The organism is Ureibacillus thermosphaericus (assembly GCF_012396605.1).
In the GTDB taxonomy this organism is placed as follows: Bacteria; Bacillota; Bacilli; order Bacillales_A; family Planococcaceae; genus Ureibacillus; species Ureibacillus thermosphaericus.
Window position 1 is genome coordinate 21,268 of record NZ_JAAXPW010000031.1, and the last position, 14,813, is coordinate 36,080.

Genomic DNA, 14,813 nt, shown 5'->3' on the forward strand with positions numbered 1-14,813 from the left:
CTACTTATTTTTTCCAATCAATTTGTCATTACGCTCCAATACTCTCTTTAAATAAAAAGAATATAAATCTAATTCCTCCTCCACCAGCGGCTGAAACAAAACGTTTCCAGAAAGTGAAGCGAGCAATTGTTGAACTTGGAAGACTGTTTCTTGAACAGTAATGGAGCGATTTAACAACTCGCTTAAACTAGCCATCACTTCCGGCTGAACGTTCGGATATTGGAATTTAGTTTGTACATCTTTTAAACTCGTTTCATACAATGCCCGAATAAGTTCTGCTCGCTCGCTTCCACTTCCTTCAATACATAAATAAATCTGTACAGCAACCCCATTTCGTATTCGACGTTGAGAAATCCCTGCAAACTTTTTTCCTCCGATGCTTAAATCATATGAACCTGGGCAATATGAGCCGACAATTTCATAGGCTTCGATTTGATGTGCAGCTTCTGAAAATAACAACTTAATAAATTGAAACATTAATTCATAGCCAGTATTTATACTAATGGAACCTGGTGCTTCTGAAAGGACAATGGAAATATTTAATACGCCTCGATCGAGTACAACTGCAAGACCACCGGAATTTCGGACAATCGCTTCATAATGTGCTTTTTTTAATCCTTCAATTCCCTCTTGAATGTATGGCATACGATGATCCTGAATACCAAGTACAACGTAAGGATGATGCACCCATGTGCGAACAACTGGAAAAGACAAGCCTTGGCCCACTAAATGGCAAAGGGTATCATCCATCGCAAAAGACTCGAGTGGGGTACGGTTAAAAGACATTGACTGATCGATAAAACGCCACGTTTTTTGCTGTAATAATGTTTGCATTGTATATACTCCTTGTATATTAATAAGCGTCTCTATTTCAAGGATACACAAAAGTATTTTTGAATGAAAGTAAACGATTTCATGAAAGGTTCATTAATTTTAAGTTTATTTGCAAGGAATATTTTATAATTTATGCTAAGATTATTGTGAATGATTATCAATTCGAAGGAGTGTTAAAGCAATGAGCGAAGCAGCATTAACTTTAGATGGCTGGTACTGTCTGCACGATTTTCGTGCAATGGATTGGGCTTCTTGGAAATTAATCTCTGAAGAGGAACGCCAAGCAGCGATTGAAGAATTTAATCAATATCTAGATAAATTAAATCAAGTTCACGAAGCTAAAACTGGCTCTCATGCCTTTTATTCTACAATTGGCCAAAAAGCGGACTTTATGTTAATGATTCTTCGTGAAACGCCTGAAGAAATTCACGAATTAGAAACAGAATTTAATAAATTAAAAATAGCTGATTTTACAATTCCAACATATACTTATTTCTCTGTTGTGGAACTCTCAAACTATTTAGCAAGCGATTCGAACGAAGATCCATATCAAAATCCATATGTTCGTTCACGTTTATATCCGGAACTACCTCGAACTAAATATGTTTGTTTCTATCCAATGGACAAGCGCCGTCAAGGTAATGACAACTGGTACATGTTGCCAATGTCTGAACGCCGTAATTTAATGCGCTCTCATGGTGAAATTGGACGCAAATATGCTGGAAAAGTAAAACAAATTATTTCTGGTTCTACTGGTTTAGATGACCACGAATGGGGCGTAACATTATTCTCAGATGATATGCTTCAATTTAAGAAAATTGTTTATGAAATGCGCTTTGATGAAGCTTCTGCCCGCTTCGGAGAATTTGGCGAGTTCCTCGTTGGCAACTTATTAGATCAAGAAAAATTCGCAAAATTACTTGAAATTCGGTAATTAAAAAAGCGAGACGTGTTGTTGCGTCTCGCTCATTCATTTTCATCAGGCGTTTTTAAAATCATAATGATTGTTTGAAGTAAAAAGCCGATGAAAAGAATTAAAATAAACAGATACCAATGGAGCGGTTGATTGAAGAAACTTGCAATAATAAACGCCAAAATAGCACTGACGACAATCCCAATCCATACACCTAATTGCAATTTCACCAACTCCCACTAAAATAATCTAGTTGCTCTCTTCTCCCCTCTATTTAGTATTATCTATTCCCCAATTCGTCACAAACTAACACCTCTACTCATATTCTATTCAATAGTGTTGCATGTCGAAACACGTCAAACTTTTCAATTCTAGTTTATTGATATGAGTCTCACTTTATACAACTCCATGCCGTAAAATATCTTTATTCAAGTAAATGAAACATTTTTTGCAAATTTTATTCTGATTCGTGATGGCTTGCATACATTATTTTGAGGAGGTATGAAAAATCGCCGTCATTGCAACTAATGAAGCGCAAGTTGCCTTACTTGCTCGATTGATGAGAGCCGAAGCAGAAGGAGATGGAGACCTTGGCATGTTGTTAGTTGGGAATGTAGGGGTGAATCGGGTACGGGCAGACTGTCTAGATTTTAAAAACATACGGTCCATTGAAGATATGGTTTATCAAAGCCCTGGTGGTTTTGAGGCAGTACAAAAAAGTTATTTTTACCAACGAGCACGTCCGCAAGATATTGCATTAGCACGCAGAGTGATTAATGGAGAACGCTTCGTTCCTGGCGACAGAGCTCTTTGGTTTTTCATGCCTACAGGAAGCTGCCCTGCTCAATGGTATGGACAATGGAATACCGGTCGTTATAAGTCCCACTGTTTTTTTGCACCTGCTGAAGGCGTTTGTCCTGGTATTTAAGCATTAAATTATTATGAAAGGGTGTTTTGAGTGACTTACTATTATTGGGGTCCTGGTGCATCGGGAAATCAATACTATCAACAACCATTTATTGGCCAAGGCCAAATGCAGCAAACGCCACCTTCTGTACAAAGCGGAAATTGGATGACACCTTCCGGAACTGTGTTGCCTGGTACTGGGGGTAGACAAACAGAGGAATCTTACATTGAAAACATTTTACGTGAAAATATCGGTGTAACAGGTACATTTTCTTTCACATTCCCAAGTGCAGAAAATCCAAGCGAAAACAAAGGAAATACATTGCGCATTCGCGGAGTAGTCATGCAAGCCGGTCGAGATCATGCGGTGATTCGAGAAGCGAATACAAATCACGTATACTTATTACCAATGATTTACTTTGACTATGCGCGATTTGAAGAAGGATTTAGATATATTAATACACCGACTAGACCTCAGCGTTAGTGAAACAAAATCTACATTTTCAACTAAAATGCAATTACTTAATTTCTAACGCTACACATTTTCGTCAAACATCGACTATTAGACTAATAGACTACACAAAATTAAAAAGAGCGAATGGAAACTTTACATTTCCTTATTCGCTCTTTTTTATGGATTATTCGGACAAGTCGTTAATCCTTTTATTCGATGCGGAATTTTCTGATTTCCTTTTGTAAGTTTTGAGCATTATCATTTAATTCGGCAGCCACTTTATTCACTTGTTCGATTGTTGCAGCCTGCTCTTCTATATTTGCAGCAACCATTTGAATTTCGCTCGCAGATTCAGTGGATGCAATGGAAATTTCATTGATCGCAGCAGAAACCTCCTCAGCACTTGCAGAAATTTGTTCGCTTGTTGCAGATATTTCCCCAATCTGGATTTTCATCTGTTCAATTGCTTTCACAATGTTAGCGAAGTTTTGTCCTGCTTCTGAAATGACTTTTACGCCGTCTTCCACTGAACGTAATGAATTGGATACAGCTTTTTCGACATTTTCGGTATCTCGTTTAATTTCCACCGTCAGTTCAGTAATTTGACTTGCCGATTCTTTTGATTCTTCTGCAAGTTTACGAACTTCCTCAGCAACTACAGCAAATCCTTTTCCATGTTCCCCTGCCCGAGCCGCTTCAATAGCAGCATTTAACGCTAGTAAATTCGTTTGATCTGTAATTTCAGCAATAACCCTTGATATATTTTCAATTTCTTCTGTTTGTTTGCTCAATTTTTGAACTAAATCATTAACAAGGCTCGTAGAAAGACTAATGGTATCCATTTGTTTTTCTGCATGTAGAATAATTTCTCCACCGTGTACGGCCATATTGCTCGTATCTATAGAATTGGAATGTAAAAGCTGAGTGGATTCAGCAATTTTTTGTACGCCGATAGCTGTTTCATCCATCGCTCGAGCGGAATCATTTGCCGCTTGAGAGTTCGTCTGAGCCACTTCCGCTGTCGAATTAACGCGACGAGACATATCCTCACTTGTGGAAGTAATTTCCTCAGTACTCACAGAAAGCTGTTGTGCTGCAACACTTAATTGTTCCGAGTTTTGCTGTACGCTTTGAATGAGTGTTTTTAAATTATTTTTCATCGTATTAAATGCTTTTGAAAGCTGGCCAATTTCATCTTTTGAATTCACCTTTAAATCCTTTTCCGTTAAATTACCGGATGAAACCACTTTTACTGCTTCCATTACTTTTCTTAAAGGTAACGTAATTGTTTTTCGTACAAAATATACTAAAATTCCGCTGACAATTAAGCTGGCAATTAAGACAATCACGGCAGTAAAGTTGGATGAGTAGATGGCATCATTGGTTTCTTTTTTTATCTCTTCCAATTGTTCCGTCTGGTATTGAGTTATTTTATCAATCGTATCAATAAGACCTTGGCGAATGGATTGAATATTTTCGTTATTTAATTCTTCATAATTAATCGTTTCGTTTACTATGGCAAACTCTGCATCAAATGCTTGTTTATATTGCTTTAATTCATCAATATAACCTTTCATCGTATCGGTAGCAGCTAATTCTTCTAACTTTGCTATTTGCTGATCGATTAATTGTGTGTATACACTGACCATTTCATAATTGGAATAATCTTTCGTAAGAAGAAATTTTGTGATTGAATTATCAAGTTTGGCTACTTGATAACGAACTGAAGAGACTTCTTGAAGCGCTACCACTCGTTCATTTAATGCCTCATCTACTTGATTATCGATTCTATTAAAATTTATAAAACTAACAATCATCGATATACACAGTAGCCCGATTAAGGAATAAAAAGCTACATTCATTTTTCCCCCGATGCTCATCCTGGTCACCTCATCATATGGAAATATACTATAAGTCTATTATACTATTTTCTTTTTCATTTTTTATTAGATATAAGGAAGATTTTATAAAAATTAATATTATTTTCTATTTTCCAAATAAGATAGTGTAGCAAGTCCCATCGTTTTTGCAGCAATTAACATCGCCCGTTCATCAAAATTAAATTTTGGATGATGATGTGGATATGCTGTTTCCCAATCCGGGTGTTTTGCACCAGTTATAAAAAATGTACCGGGCACTTTTTGCAAATAATAAGCAAAGTCTTCTCCAACCATCAATGGTTCACATTCTTTTACTTGATTTACTTCAGAAATGGCTTTTGCAATATCAGCTAAAAAGGCTGTTTCATCTGGATGATTCACAACGGCAGGATAACCTCTCGTATATTTAAATTCATAAGTCGCATTTGCTCCATCACATATCGCTTTAAGCAGAGATTCCAACTCTTTTTCAATTTGATTGCGCACCTCTTCATCGAGTGTACGGACAGTTCCTTTTAATGTAGCTTTTTCCGAAATAATATTGTACGCTTTCCCAGCTTCAAATTGTCCTACCGTAATGACCGCTTGTTTGAGTGGACTAATTCTTCGCGAAATGATGGTTTGCAACTGGCTTACATATTGAGCACCAAGGACGATGGAATCTATAGCATTATGAGGCTCTGCTCCATGTCCACCTTTACCATGAATTGTCACTTCGAACATATCTGGAGCTGCCATAATCGCACCACTTTTTACATGGATTTCTCCTAATGGCGTAGGAGCCCAAAGATGCGTTCCGAAAATCACATCTACCCCATCTAAACAACCATCTTCAATCATCGGTTTTGCACCGCCCGGAAGCACTTCTTCCGCAAATTGATGAATGAACACAATATTCCCGCTGATTTCTTCCCTCATTTCGTAAAGTGCTTTAGCTAATATTAAGAGCGTTGCCGTATGACCGTCATGCCCACAAGCATGCATAACTCCATCTACCTTTGATTTATAAGGGATATCGTTTTCTTCTTGGATTGGCAATGCATCAAAGTCAGCCCTGAGCGCCACTGTTTTTCCAGGTTTTGCTCCACGTAAAGTGGCTACAACTCCTCTTCCACCGACTCCTTCTCGAACTTCAAGGCCTATTTCACGATGGAAATTCGCAATATATTGAGGTGTGTGCACTTCTTGAAAAGATAGCTCTGGATTTGCATGTAAATATCTTCGAATGGAAACCATTTCCTCATAGTATCGATCTAACAATAGCAATAATTTTTCCAATGTAAAAACCCCTTTCCAAGTTGCGTCCTTTTACATATTATCGTACCATGAATAAGCACCATAGAATGTGTCGAAATATTGCGGAATATCAAATTATACTTTTTATACTTTCTTTAATATATTCCTAAAACCATAAAAAAAGCAGCTTAAAGCCGTTCACATGGACTTCAAACTGCTAAAGTTTTGATTAGTAAATTCTGCTTTTTGCTATACCAATGATGAGCAAAACCCATCCTGTTAAAAATAATACTCCACCGATTGGGGTAATAGCACCTAAAATTCCGATACCCGAAACAGCGAGTATGTATAAACTGCCAGAGAAGAATAAAATACCAATGGACATAGTGAGAAACGACCATTTTAAAGGAGACGTATCTCCTATTAATCTTGGATGCATTAAAATACCCACTAGAACGATGCCCGCTGCATGAAACATTTGATATTGAACAGCAGTATCCCAAATTCCTGCACCATAGTCATCCAATACTTCTTTTAATGCATGTGCACCGAATGCTCCTAATGCAACCGCTAAAAAGCCAAATACTGCACCTGTTATAATAGAACCTTTCATTTTACAAAACCTCTTTTTTATTTTTATTTTTAAAAATCAAAAATTGATTCCCCGTTTGCATCCTCTTCATCTAGTTTCGTTGAAGGGGGAAGTTGATTTCCGTGAGATACTTGCACATAGCTTGGTATTTGCCTTTGCACATAACTTTGCACTTGGTCTTTTTGGGCAAAGGACGTTGGTCGTTTTTCTGAGTTTAATGCTACATCACATAACGCTCGAATGGCGCTCAACAATTCACGTAACTCTTGTTCACTAGTCGTTTGTTTTGCTTGTACCACATAACGTTCAATTTCGTTAAACAATCTTTCGTAGGAAATCATTTTCTTTCCCCCTGTAATTCCTTTCGTTCAAACTTTAAACAATCCATCCCGGAAGATTGTTTTACAACAACAGACGGTAATTGTCTTGTTTTGAATTGATAAGCTGTACAACCTCGTGGATTGTTTGGATCCCACGTTACTTTAAAATATTTACACTTAAAACAGTTGACTTTCATGGGAAACCCACCTTTTATTTCACTCTACCAAATTTCCAATGTTGTGAAAAGTTCAATCAAAGTTGTTCAAAAACTTTCTAAAAAGTTGGTGCTCATTTTATGTTAAACACCAATCAATTGGTTCTTTTCCCCATTCAATTAACTGTGCGTTGATTTTAGAGAAAGGTCTACTCCCGAAAAATCCGCGATGAGCGCTTAATGGGCTTGGATGGGGCGCTTGTAAAATGCAGTGATGAGACCCCTTTCGTTGAATGATTGCCCTTTTCATTTGTGCAGGTCTTCCCCATAATACAAAAACGATTGGGTCTTGCCGCTCTGCTAATTTTTCAATAACTGTATCGGTAAATTGCTCCCAGCCCATACCTTTATGGGAGTTGGCCTCCCCTTGTCTCACTGTCAACACCGTGTTTAATAAGAATACTCCTTGTTTCGCCCATTTCATTAAATAGCCGTCCTTGGGAATAGGACAGCCTAAATCATTATGTAATTCAAGGAATATATTTCGTAGACTTGGTGGATGAGGCACACCTGGTTTAACAGAAAAACACATGCCGTGAGCTTGTCCAGGTCCGTGATATGGATCTTGACCTAAAATGACAACTTTTACATCTTTGTATGGAACAGAGTAAAAAGCACTCATCACTTCATCAATTGGCGGATAAACAATTTTTGTACTATATTCTTCAGCTACAAATTTTCTTAAATTTTTGTAGTAAGTTTTTTCGAATTCATCTTGCAAAATTTCTTGCCAGTCATTATTGAATACTTTTTTCAAATCAGAACACCTCTCTTTCAACCTACTTGATTACGTGAAGATTATCAATAGTTTTATATAATCTGTTCGGACACGCTTTGGGAAACTTTCTCTTTATTTATATTTTATACCTAGCTAGTTGCGTTCTGGCTACATCATTTTTTATCATTCTGACCATTTTTATAAAGTCAGATTAGGTATATACTAAAAACACAATCATTAAGTAGGAGTTGAGCAAATTGACATTGAAGAAAACATTAACAATTGCTGGGTCTGATGCATCAGGCGGCGCCGGAACTCACGCAGATTTAAAAACTTTCCAAGAATACGGCACTTATGGAATACAAGCTTTAACTTGCATTGCAACAATGGATCCAGATCATGGTTGGAGACATAGTGTATATACATTGCCTATTGATGTATTGAAAGAACAACTAAAAACGGCCATTTCTACCGGCATTGATGCAGTGAAAACTGGAATGCTTCCTAATGAAGAAGTGATTCAGGTTGCGGCAGAAGGCATTCAACAATCAGGAACTAATAATGTTGTAATTGATCCAGTGATGGTATGTAAAGGGGAAGATGAAGTATTAAACCCAGGTAATGTGGATGCCATGATTCAATATCTTCTACCTCTTGCCCTTGTCACAACTCCAAACTTGTTTGAAGCGGGACAATTAGCTGGAATGAAAACACCAAAAAACATTGAAGAAATGAAAGAGGCGGCAGAAAAAATTCATGCATTAGGTGCAAAAAATGTGGTTATTAAAGGTGGCCGTTCTCTCGGAACAGAAAAAGCCATTGATTTATTTTTCGATGGGGACAAGTTTTATGCATTAGAGACGGACCCTATTGAAACAAATTATAATCACGGCGCAGGCTGTACTTTCGCAGCAAGCATTACTGCAAATTTAGCAAATGGCTTATCCATACAAGAAGCAGTTGTTGCTTCAAAAGAATTTGTTGCAGCAGCAATTCAGCACGGCTGGCGATTGAATCAATATGTTGGTCCAGTGATGCATGGAGCAAAAAACGTATTTGGAGCTCCAAAAGTTACAATAAAAGAAATTTAATTTCCAAATACACTTTCCCAATGACATTCATCCATTCCCCAAAAGCAATGAAATTTCAAAAAAATAGCATTTTATTAAGAAAACACCCGTACAATGAAAATGTACGGGTGTTTTTCATTCATTTCAATATTTTTCATTCGCATTGCTTTTTCTTTTCATCGAGTGAAATTTTTTACTATACTAATAACATAAGTCTCTGGAAAGGGGAATGAGAATGAAGGAAGTTGATGTGCTAGAGCTTCAAAAGTTAATTGACTCATTTGCAAATAAAGATGTTTATATACACCTCGAAACGACAAATGGCTCTTATGCCACTCACTATAACGAACAATTTTTTAATGCCAGCGCATTTATCCGCAACGCGAAAATTCGATATGAACATGGAAAAGTCATCAATGATAATCCCCACCGCGTCGGGCTTAAATTGGAAAACGGATGGGTTTATGCGCAAGGGATTACCCATTATGAATTAGATGAACAAGGTAGACTATTAATGGCTGGGTTAAACCACGAAGGAAAATTAGCGATTGCACTAGAAATTAGCGAAACGCCATTTACTTAAGGAGGGGATTAATATGACTTTAAAACCACAGCGCCATGTTTTAGTTGTTTTTCCACATCCAGATGATGAAGCTTTTTCATCTGCCGGCGTCATTCGACTATATCGCAATATGGGAGTTCCCGTTACATACGCTTGTTTAACTTTAGGAGAAATGGGACGCAATCTTGGGAATCCTCCTTTCGCTACCCGTGAATCATTGCCTGAAATTCGTCGAAAAGAATTGCAAGAAGCATGCAAAGTAATGGGGATAGAAGATTTACGAATGATGGGCTTCCGAGACAAAACGATTGAATTTGAAGACGATGAAAAAATGGTGAAGCTCGTTCAAGATTTAATTTCGGAATTGAACCCTTCTCTCATCATCACATTCTTGCCAAATTACAGCGTTCACCCAGATCATGAAGCCACAGGCCGAGCAGTTGTTGAAGCAGTTCGCCGAATGCCGAAAGATGAGCGCCCGACTGTTTACGGTGTCGGATTTGCCAATAATACAATCGCTGAAAAAGGAGAACCAGACGTCATTATTGATATTACAACCGTCAAGGAAGATAAATTAAAAGCATTACTAGCTCATAATTCTCAAACAACATGGATGGTTGAAGAAAATCAAAAGAGGATTGATGAAGGTCAACCGATGAGTGATAGTTGGTTCCATTATGAAAAGTTTTATACAATTTCGTTTGTTGATTAATTAAAAAGCATGCTTTTTTATACAATCGAGTAGGAGGGAGCGATTAACTCCCGTCCTCTCACACCACCGTACGTACGGTTCCGTATACGGCGGTTCAATTAAGATAATTGACGCAAGTTTTCATAACGAGCTTCAAGACTTTTCGGCCCTTGGTTTCTCCAATAGGAGTTACCAAGGGTTCTGTGTAAATAATGTGTTTAGATGAGGGGGTTGTCCCGACCTCTTTCTCTAATTCCTATAATTTTGTATTAGAGTGATTAATTCTCTCTTACTTGATTGTATTAGTCTTGTTTTTCTTTTAATATAGCAACACCGAAAACTGCTCCTATTGCTGCAGATATCATATTTAATATAATTTTAATTGAAAGTGATAAATCATTAAAGAAATATTCAAAGATGGAATTAACTAAAAATACAGCTAGAGCAGCACAAATTGCAGGATAAAGTCTTTTTTTTATGTTAATCACCTTTCACTTAAAATTAATTTACTGTTTATAAACTCTTACACCGGTAGTCGGGTTCAAATATGGGATATAAATCACTAGTGGAACCGCATCTATATATTCATTAATAATTGTTGCAGCAGCAGCACCTATAGCAGCACCTCCAATAGCTCCCGGGATGCCACCATAACTACCAATTAAAGCACCTAAAGCAGCAGTTCCACCTGATACTCCGCCTTTTAGTATAGCATTAACATCGGTTTTTGTAAGGTAAATTTCCACATGATTCCAATATACTTTTATACCTCTTTTTCCTTCTTCACTTTTAGAAGCCGTCTTGATGTGCATTAACTTCTTCTAATATTTTGTTTACTTGTTCGAATTCTGATTGTGTAATATTTTTCATTAGCTCCGCTTCATTGTTGATTATGAATTTTATTTCCTCCTTTGAATATACTACTACAATTACAATATATTCAAGTAATTGGAAAAATATCAAAAATATATAAAACAATCTATCACGGCCACCTTTTAAAAAATACGAAAGTAGGGATGATTATGATAAAAATTAAAGTTTGTCAGTATGGTTATTCTGTTAATGAATTAATAGAATACGATGTTTGTGAGGCTCCTTTAAATATTGAAAGGCCAATGTTGAATTATGAAGAAAGAAGAATCGATTTGAGTGAAATATTTTTACCTTATTCAGTCCTCATAAACTATAATTATTTAGATTTATGCAAACTTTTGGTTGTGTTCGTTTTGTCTACAACAAGATGCTAGCAGAACGTAAAGAAACATATGAGAAGTTCAAAGACGATAAGGAAACGCTTAAAAAGCAAAAGTTTCCGACACCAGCAAAAAATAAGAAAGAATTCCCGTTTCTAAAAGAGGTGGATTCTTTAGCTTTAGCAAATGCACAGATCCATTTGCAAAATGCTTATAAGAACTTTTTTGAAGATCGTGCGGAGTTCCCTAATGAATATCTCGAATATTGGAAAGTAAATAACATCATGTTTTATTAATTCCTTATAGTTATGACGTAAATTCCTTTCACAAACGTTGATATTATAAGGTTTTGTTGTAGTTACGTCTGACGTTGTGAAATAAGAAGATGGAATAACGTCTGACGTATTCACCTAAAAAGCTTTATATAATCAGTGTTTTACAAAAATTCCAAGAAAGGATGTTTTCTATGATCGGACTTACATTAAAAAACTTAGAACGTATAAGAACAAGTTTGTATTTGGAACAAGTAGTGCAAGTTGAACTCCCAAAAAATATGCTAAACAGACCAATCGAGCAATTCGCCCAGCCAATAATGGTTAACGGTTATCCAGTGATCCAATTCAGATACGAGGGTGCTATGCCTTTGTATAGTGAAAAGGCAAAGAATATACAGCACTTGTTAGAGATTATTATTTTCAAGTTACCTCTGATATGTACAATTACCCTGAACTAAATATTAGTTTCGATAAAGCAACATTAATAATTCAGCACGTTTTTCCAGATAGAATCATACGTGATTTAGATAATCGAAACAGAAAATACTTAATCGACGCTATTAAGTTCACAGAGTTAATTGATGATGATAATTTTCAAAAACTATCTATATACGAAGAAGGGTTTGTGAAGAAATTACAATTAATTTCTTAAAAATATCAATATAAACCAATGTACCAGAAAAACCTTTAAATGGTTATACTGGGAAAAGTAATTCCGAGACTTTTTATTGAAATCCGTTACGTGTTTCTGCAAAAATCAAGTTAAGAAAACAAGATATTGATTTTATCGTACTTCACTTCTTCCATAGCTTCTAATTTCCATTTCTCTATGTCAGCAAAGTAAACTAAAAGTTCCAGTAGATCCTTTTTTCCTTTTTTTAAATTTTGTACCCTAGGTAATACTAATCCGACAACTTTTTCCCCATTAAATTTGAAAGGACTTTCAAAGCGAATTGTTTCCTCATTTTCTTTCTCACTAACGCCCATATCATCTAATTTTGACAAATAAATCATATGTGCCGTTACTATATCGTCACGTTTAGTTAATACCGCTAACATTTGACCGGTGTTTTGCCTCCAGCTTCCTTCAGATTCCGCGTCACCACGGACACCCTTTCGTTGAGCTAACCTCTACTTCTGTCTTCGGGGTTCGGGACTTACACCCTATAGTTCATGTACATGCCGGGCGCACATCAAAAAAAACACCATTTTTTCACAAATGGTGTTTATTTATTTACCCTCTTCTCTTTTATGCAGTTTTTTGCTATTTTAGTGTAGTATAAAAGACAAAAAGTATAAAATTTTCGAAATACTATTATTTTTTCTATTTATATAGACATCAGTATAAATACCATTTATAGTGTATAAATATGCAACAAAAATTAATGAGGGGTTTATTATGGTAAAAAAATTTCATCCATATACATGGTTTTTATTTTTATGTCTTTCGATTTTAGGTATCTTTTTATTCATTATTCCTGTTAGTACGCCAGATGGACTTAAGGTTCCAATCGCACTTTTGGCGAACGGTCTTTCTGCTAATATCGTAACCTTTATCCATTGGTTTGCGTATGTTGTCTTTATTATTGCTGCTGTTGGATCTATTGTGATGCACTTTGTACCACAATCAGGAAAAGTGACGATTTTCGATGCTTTATTCCGTACTCATGCATTCTGGACAGTAATGCGAGTTTTAGCGGTCGTATTTGCAACGTTATATTTATTCCAAATTGGACCTGAAGCCTTCACTAGTGAAAACACATCTGGCTTGTTATTAAATCCTGATGGCGGCTTAGTAACAATGATGTTTTCATTATTCTTTTTTGCTGGATTATTGTTACCGCTTTTGACAGATTTCGGGCTATTAGAATTTTTTGGTTCCATGATGGTAAAAATTATGCGTCCAATTTTTAAAATTCCTGGACGAGCTGCTATTGACTGTTTGGCTTCTTGGGTTGGAGACGGCACAATTGGTGTGCTTCTCACAAGTAGACAATATGAGCAAGGAAACTATACAGCGAGAGAGGCTGCTACAATCGCCACTACCTTTTCCGTCGTTTCGATTACTTTCTGTTTTGTAATTGTTGAAACGGTAGATCTTGGCCATTATTTCTTGCAATTTTACGGTACGGTCATTTTAGTTGGTTTAATCTTGGCTGTCATTATGCCAAGAATCTATCCTTTACGAAATAAACCGGATACGAATTTTGACGGATCTACTCCAGAAAGTCGCCGTGAAGATGTTCCGGAAGGATTTAATTCATTTACTTTTGGCCTACAAAATGCGTTAGATAAAGCCCATAGCAATCGAAATTTATTAAATGTGGTTCGCTCAGGCTTTAAAAATGTTTTGGAAATGTGGTTTGCCATTACACCGGTCATCATGGCATTCGGTACAATAGCATTAATTCTTGCAGAATATACTAGTTTCTTTAAAATTTTAGGAATGCCATTCGAACCGATTTTGCAATTGTTCCAAATTCCTTACGCAGACGAAGCTGCCCAAACAATGATTATTGGATTCGCGGATATGTTGCTTCCTTCTATATTAGGAGCTGGAATCGAGTCTGAATTAACTCGTTTCTTTATCGCAACAATTTCTGTTACGCAATTAATTTATATGTCTGAAGTTGGTGGCTTGATTTTAGGTACAAAACTTCCATTAAAAATTTGGGATTTGTTTATTATCTTCTTAATTCGCACAATCATTTCAATACCGATAGTTGCTTTCATCGCTCACTTAATCTTTTAACTTATGTGGGGGCTGGGACAAAACTAGCTTCTAGATAGGAAAAAGGAGAATTTGAGCCAACTCAAATTCTCCCTTTTCCATTTCTCTCCATTATTTTTGGTCAGTTGATCTTTGTTGGCCGTGTATTTCCGTAAATTCACGGCCATTAAGGCAATCCCCATTTCATTTTCCACCTTCGATTTGCCTCGGACGGAAAATCGAG

General features: G+C 36.4%; 18 protein-coding genes and 2 pseudogenes. 8 read left to right on the top strand and 12 right to left on the bottom strand.

Features of this window, described 5'->3' with window-relative positions; all coding sequences use genetic code 11:
* Positions 1-834, bottom strand: coding sequence for a lipoate--protein ligase family protein (locus HF990_RS11665; protein WP_016837296.1), 834 nt, complete (start codon positions 832-834; stop codon positions 1-3).
* 181 nt (positions 835-1,015) lie between these two features.
* On the opposite strand from HF990_RS11665, the gene hemQ reads away from it, so the two are divergent.
* The gene (gene hemQ, locus HF990_RS11670) at positions 1,016-1,768 is read left to right on the top strand and encodes a hydrogen peroxide-dependent heme synthase (RefSeq protein WP_096550296.1); all 753 of its coding nucleotides are present in this window, start codon (positions 1,016-1,018) and stop codon (positions 1,766-1,768) included.
* Between the two features lie 32 nt (positions 1,769-1,800).
* On the opposite strand, the gene HF990_RS11675 is transcribed toward hemQ, so the two are convergent.
* Positions 1,801-1,971, bottom strand: coding sequence for a hypothetical protein (locus HF990_RS11675; protein ID WP_016837298.1), 171 nt, complete (start codon positions 1,969-1,971; stop codon positions 1,801-1,803).
* A gap of 335 nt (positions 1,972-2,306) precedes the next feature.
* On the opposite strand from HF990_RS11675, the gene HF990_RS11680 reads away from it, so the two are divergent.
* Both HF990_RS11680 and HF990_RS11685 read left to right on the top strand, forming a co-directional pair.
* Positions 2,307-2,675, top strand: a complete 369-nt coding sequence (locus tag HF990_RS11680) for a cell wall hydrolase (protein WP_210730808.1) — start codon at positions 2,307-2,309, stop codon at positions 2,673-2,675.
* A gap of 30 nt (positions 2,676-2,705) precedes the next feature.
* Positions 2,706-3,137, top strand: a complete 432-nt coding sequence (locus HF990_RS11685; protein ID WP_016837300.1) for a spore coat protein GerQ — start codon at positions 2,706-2,708, stop codon at positions 3,135-3,137.
* A 179-nt stretch (positions 3,138-3,316) separates the two neighbouring features.
* Here the strand turns inward: HF990_RS11685 and HF990_RS11690 are convergent, their stop codons facing one another.
* The 6 genes from HF990_RS11690 to HF990_RS11715 all read right to left on the bottom strand — a co-directional run bounded on the left by HF990_RS11690 (position 3,317) and on the right by HF990_RS11715 (position 8,107).
* Positions 3,317-4,987 carry a methyl-accepting chemotaxis protein gene (locus HF990_RS11690; protein WP_168412651.1) on the bottom strand — a complete coding sequence of 557 codons (1,671 nt, stop codon included), beginning with the start codon at positions 4,985-4,987 and terminating at the stop codon, positions 3,317-3,319.
* A gap of 99 nt (positions 4,988-5,086) precedes the next feature.
* Positions 5,087-6,265, bottom strand: coding sequence for a M20 family metallopeptidase (locus HF990_RS11695; RefSeq protein ID WP_016837302.1), 1,179 nt, complete (start codon positions 6,263-6,265; stop codon positions 5,087-5,089).
* Between the two features lie 187 nt (positions 6,266-6,452).
* Positions 6,453-6,836: a DUF423 domain-containing protein gene (locus tag HF990_RS11700; protein ID WP_016837303.1), complete on the bottom strand. Its 384-nt coding sequence runs from the start codon at positions 6,834-6,836 to the stop codon at positions 6,453-6,455.
* A 29-nt stretch (positions 6,837-6,865) separates the two neighbouring features.
* Positions 6,866-7,156 carry a YwdI family protein gene (locus tag HF990_RS11705; protein WP_168412652.1) on the bottom strand — a complete coding sequence of 97 codons (291 nt, stop codon included), beginning with the start codon at positions 7,154-7,156 and terminating at the stop codon, positions 6,866-6,868.
* The gene (locus tag HF990_RS11710; protein ID WP_168412653.1) at positions 7,153-7,332 is read right to left on the bottom strand and encodes a uracil-DNA glycosylase; all 180 of its coding nucleotides are present in this window, start codon (positions 7,330-7,332) and stop codon (positions 7,153-7,155) included. Before HF990_RS11710 ends, HF990_RS11705 begins: the two co-directional genes overlap by 4 nt.
* Before the next feature lie 97 nt (positions 7,333-7,429).
* Positions 7,430-8,107, bottom strand: a complete 678-nt coding sequence (locus HF990_RS11715) for a uracil-DNA glycosylase (protein ID WP_016837308.1) — start codon at positions 8,105-8,107, stop codon at positions 7,430-7,432.
* A 218-nt stretch (positions 8,108-8,325) separates the two neighbouring features.
* Here HF990_RS11715 and thiD point away from each other — a divergent pair, with 218 nt between their 5' ends.
* From thiD to bshB2, 3 genes are all read left to right on the top strand, one after another.
* Positions 8,326-9,159, top strand: coding sequence for a bifunctional hydroxymethylpyrimidine kinase/phosphomethylpyrimidine kinase (gene thiD, locus HF990_RS11720; RefSeq protein ID WP_168412654.1), 834 nt, complete (start codon positions 8,326-8,328; stop codon positions 9,157-9,159).
* Positions 9,160-9,373: 214 nt separating this feature from the next.
* Positions 9,374-9,721 carry a YojF family protein gene (locus tag HF990_RS11725; protein WP_096550291.1) on the top strand — a complete coding sequence of 116 codons (348 nt, stop codon included), beginning with the start codon at positions 9,374-9,376 and terminating at the stop codon, positions 9,719-9,721.
* 13 nt (positions 9,722-9,734) lie between these two features.
* Entirely contained in the window at positions 9,735-10,412 is a 678-nt protein-coding gene (gene bshB2, locus HF990_RS11730) for a bacillithiol biosynthesis deacetylase BshB2 (protein WP_168412655.1), read from the top strand.
* A 485-nt stretch (positions 10,413-10,897) separates the two neighbouring features.
* Here the strand turns inward: bshB2 and HF990_RS11735 are convergent, their stop codons facing one another.
* Positions 10,898-11,203: a hypothetical protein gene (locus HF990_RS11735; protein WP_168412656.1), complete on the bottom strand. Its 306-nt coding sequence runs from the start codon at positions 11,201-11,203 to the stop codon at positions 10,898-10,900.
* Positions 11,181-11,369, bottom strand: coding sequence for a hypothetical protein (locus HF990_RS11740; protein ID WP_168412657.1), 189 nt, complete (start codon positions 11,367-11,369; stop codon positions 11,181-11,183). Before HF990_RS11740 ends, HF990_RS11735 begins: the two co-directional genes overlap by 23 nt.
* Before the next feature lie 226 nt (positions 11,370-11,595).
* On the opposite strand from HF990_RS11740, the pseudogene HF990_RS11745 reads away from it, so the two are divergent.
* Positions 11,596-11,832 (top strand): annotated as a pseudogene (locus HF990_RS11745) (helix-turn-helix domain-containing protein); the annotation flags it as partial.
* A 789-nt stretch (positions 11,833-12,621) separates the two neighbouring features.
* On the opposite strand, the gene HF990_RS11750 reads toward HF990_RS11745, so the two are convergent.
* Positions 12,622-12,918 carry a hypothetical protein gene (locus tag HF990_RS11750; RefSeq protein ID WP_096550287.1) on the bottom strand — a complete coding sequence of 99 codons (297 nt, stop codon included), beginning with the start codon at positions 12,916-12,918 and terminating at the stop codon, positions 12,622-12,624.
* 340 nt (positions 12,919-13,258) lie between these two features.
* Here HF990_RS11750 and HF990_RS11755 point away from each other — a divergent pair, with 340 nt between their 5' ends.
* Positions 13,259-14,611 carry a YjiH family protein gene (locus tag HF990_RS11755; protein WP_168412658.1) on the top strand — a complete coding sequence of 451 codons (1,353 nt, stop codon included), beginning with the start codon at positions 13,259-13,261 and terminating at the stop codon, positions 14,609-14,611.
* A 23-nt stretch (positions 14,612-14,634) separates the two neighbouring features.
* Here HF990_RS11755 and HF990_RS15150 read toward each other — a convergent pair.
* A pseudogene (locus HF990_RS15150) lies at positions 14,635-14,813 on the bottom strand (IS5/IS1182 family transposase); the annotation flags it as partial.

Excerpts from the sequence above, each read along its gene's own strand:
- hemQ (WP_096550296.1), top strand. The coding sequence starts at position 1,016 with ATGAGCGAAGCAGCATTAACTTTAGATGGCTGGTACTGTCTGCACGAT.
- HF990_RS11710 (WP_168412653.1), bottom strand. The coding sequence starts at position 7,332 with ATGAAAGTCAACTGTTTTAAGTGTAAATATTTTAAAGTAACGTGGGAT.
- HF990_RS11750 (WP_096550287.1), bottom strand. The coding sequence starts at position 12,918 with ATGTTAGCGGTATTAACTAAACGTGACGATATAGTAACGGCACATATG.
- HF990_RS11690 (WP_168412651.1), bottom strand. The coding sequence starts at position 4,987 with ATGAGCATCGGGGGAAAAATGAATGTAGCTTTTTATTCCTTAATCGGG.
- HF990_RS11700 (WP_016837303.1), bottom strand. The coding sequence starts at position 6,836 with ATGAAAGGTTCTATTATAACAGGTGCAGTATTTGGCTTTTTAGCGGTT.
- HF990_RS11755 (WP_168412658.1), top strand. The coding sequence starts at position 13,259 with ATGGTAAAAAAATTTCATCCATATACATGGTTTTTATTTTTATGTCTT.
- HF990_RS11665 (WP_016837296.1), bottom strand. The coding sequence starts at position 834 with ATGCAAACATTATTACAGCAAAAAACGTGGCGTTTTATCGATCAGTCA.
- bshB2 (WP_168412655.1), top strand. The coding sequence starts at position 9,735 with ATGACTTTAAAACCACAGCGCCATGTTTTAGTTGTTTTTCCACATCCA.
- HF990_RS11735 (WP_168412656.1), bottom strand. The coding sequence starts at position 11,203 with ATGCACATCAAGACGGCTTCTAAAAGTGAAGAAGGAAAAAGAGGTATA.
- HF990_RS11680 (WP_210730808.1), top strand. The coding sequence starts at position 2,307 with ATGAGAGCCGAAGCAGAAGGAGATGGAGACCTTGGCATGTTGTTAGTT.
- HF990_RS11705 (WP_168412652.1), bottom strand. The coding sequence starts at position 7,156 with ATGATTTCCTACGAAAGATTGTTTAACGAAATTGAACGTTATGTGGTA.
- HF990_RS11725 (WP_096550291.1), top strand. The coding sequence starts at position 9,374 with ATGAAGGAAGTTGATGTGCTAGAGCTTCAAAAGTTAATTGACTCATTT.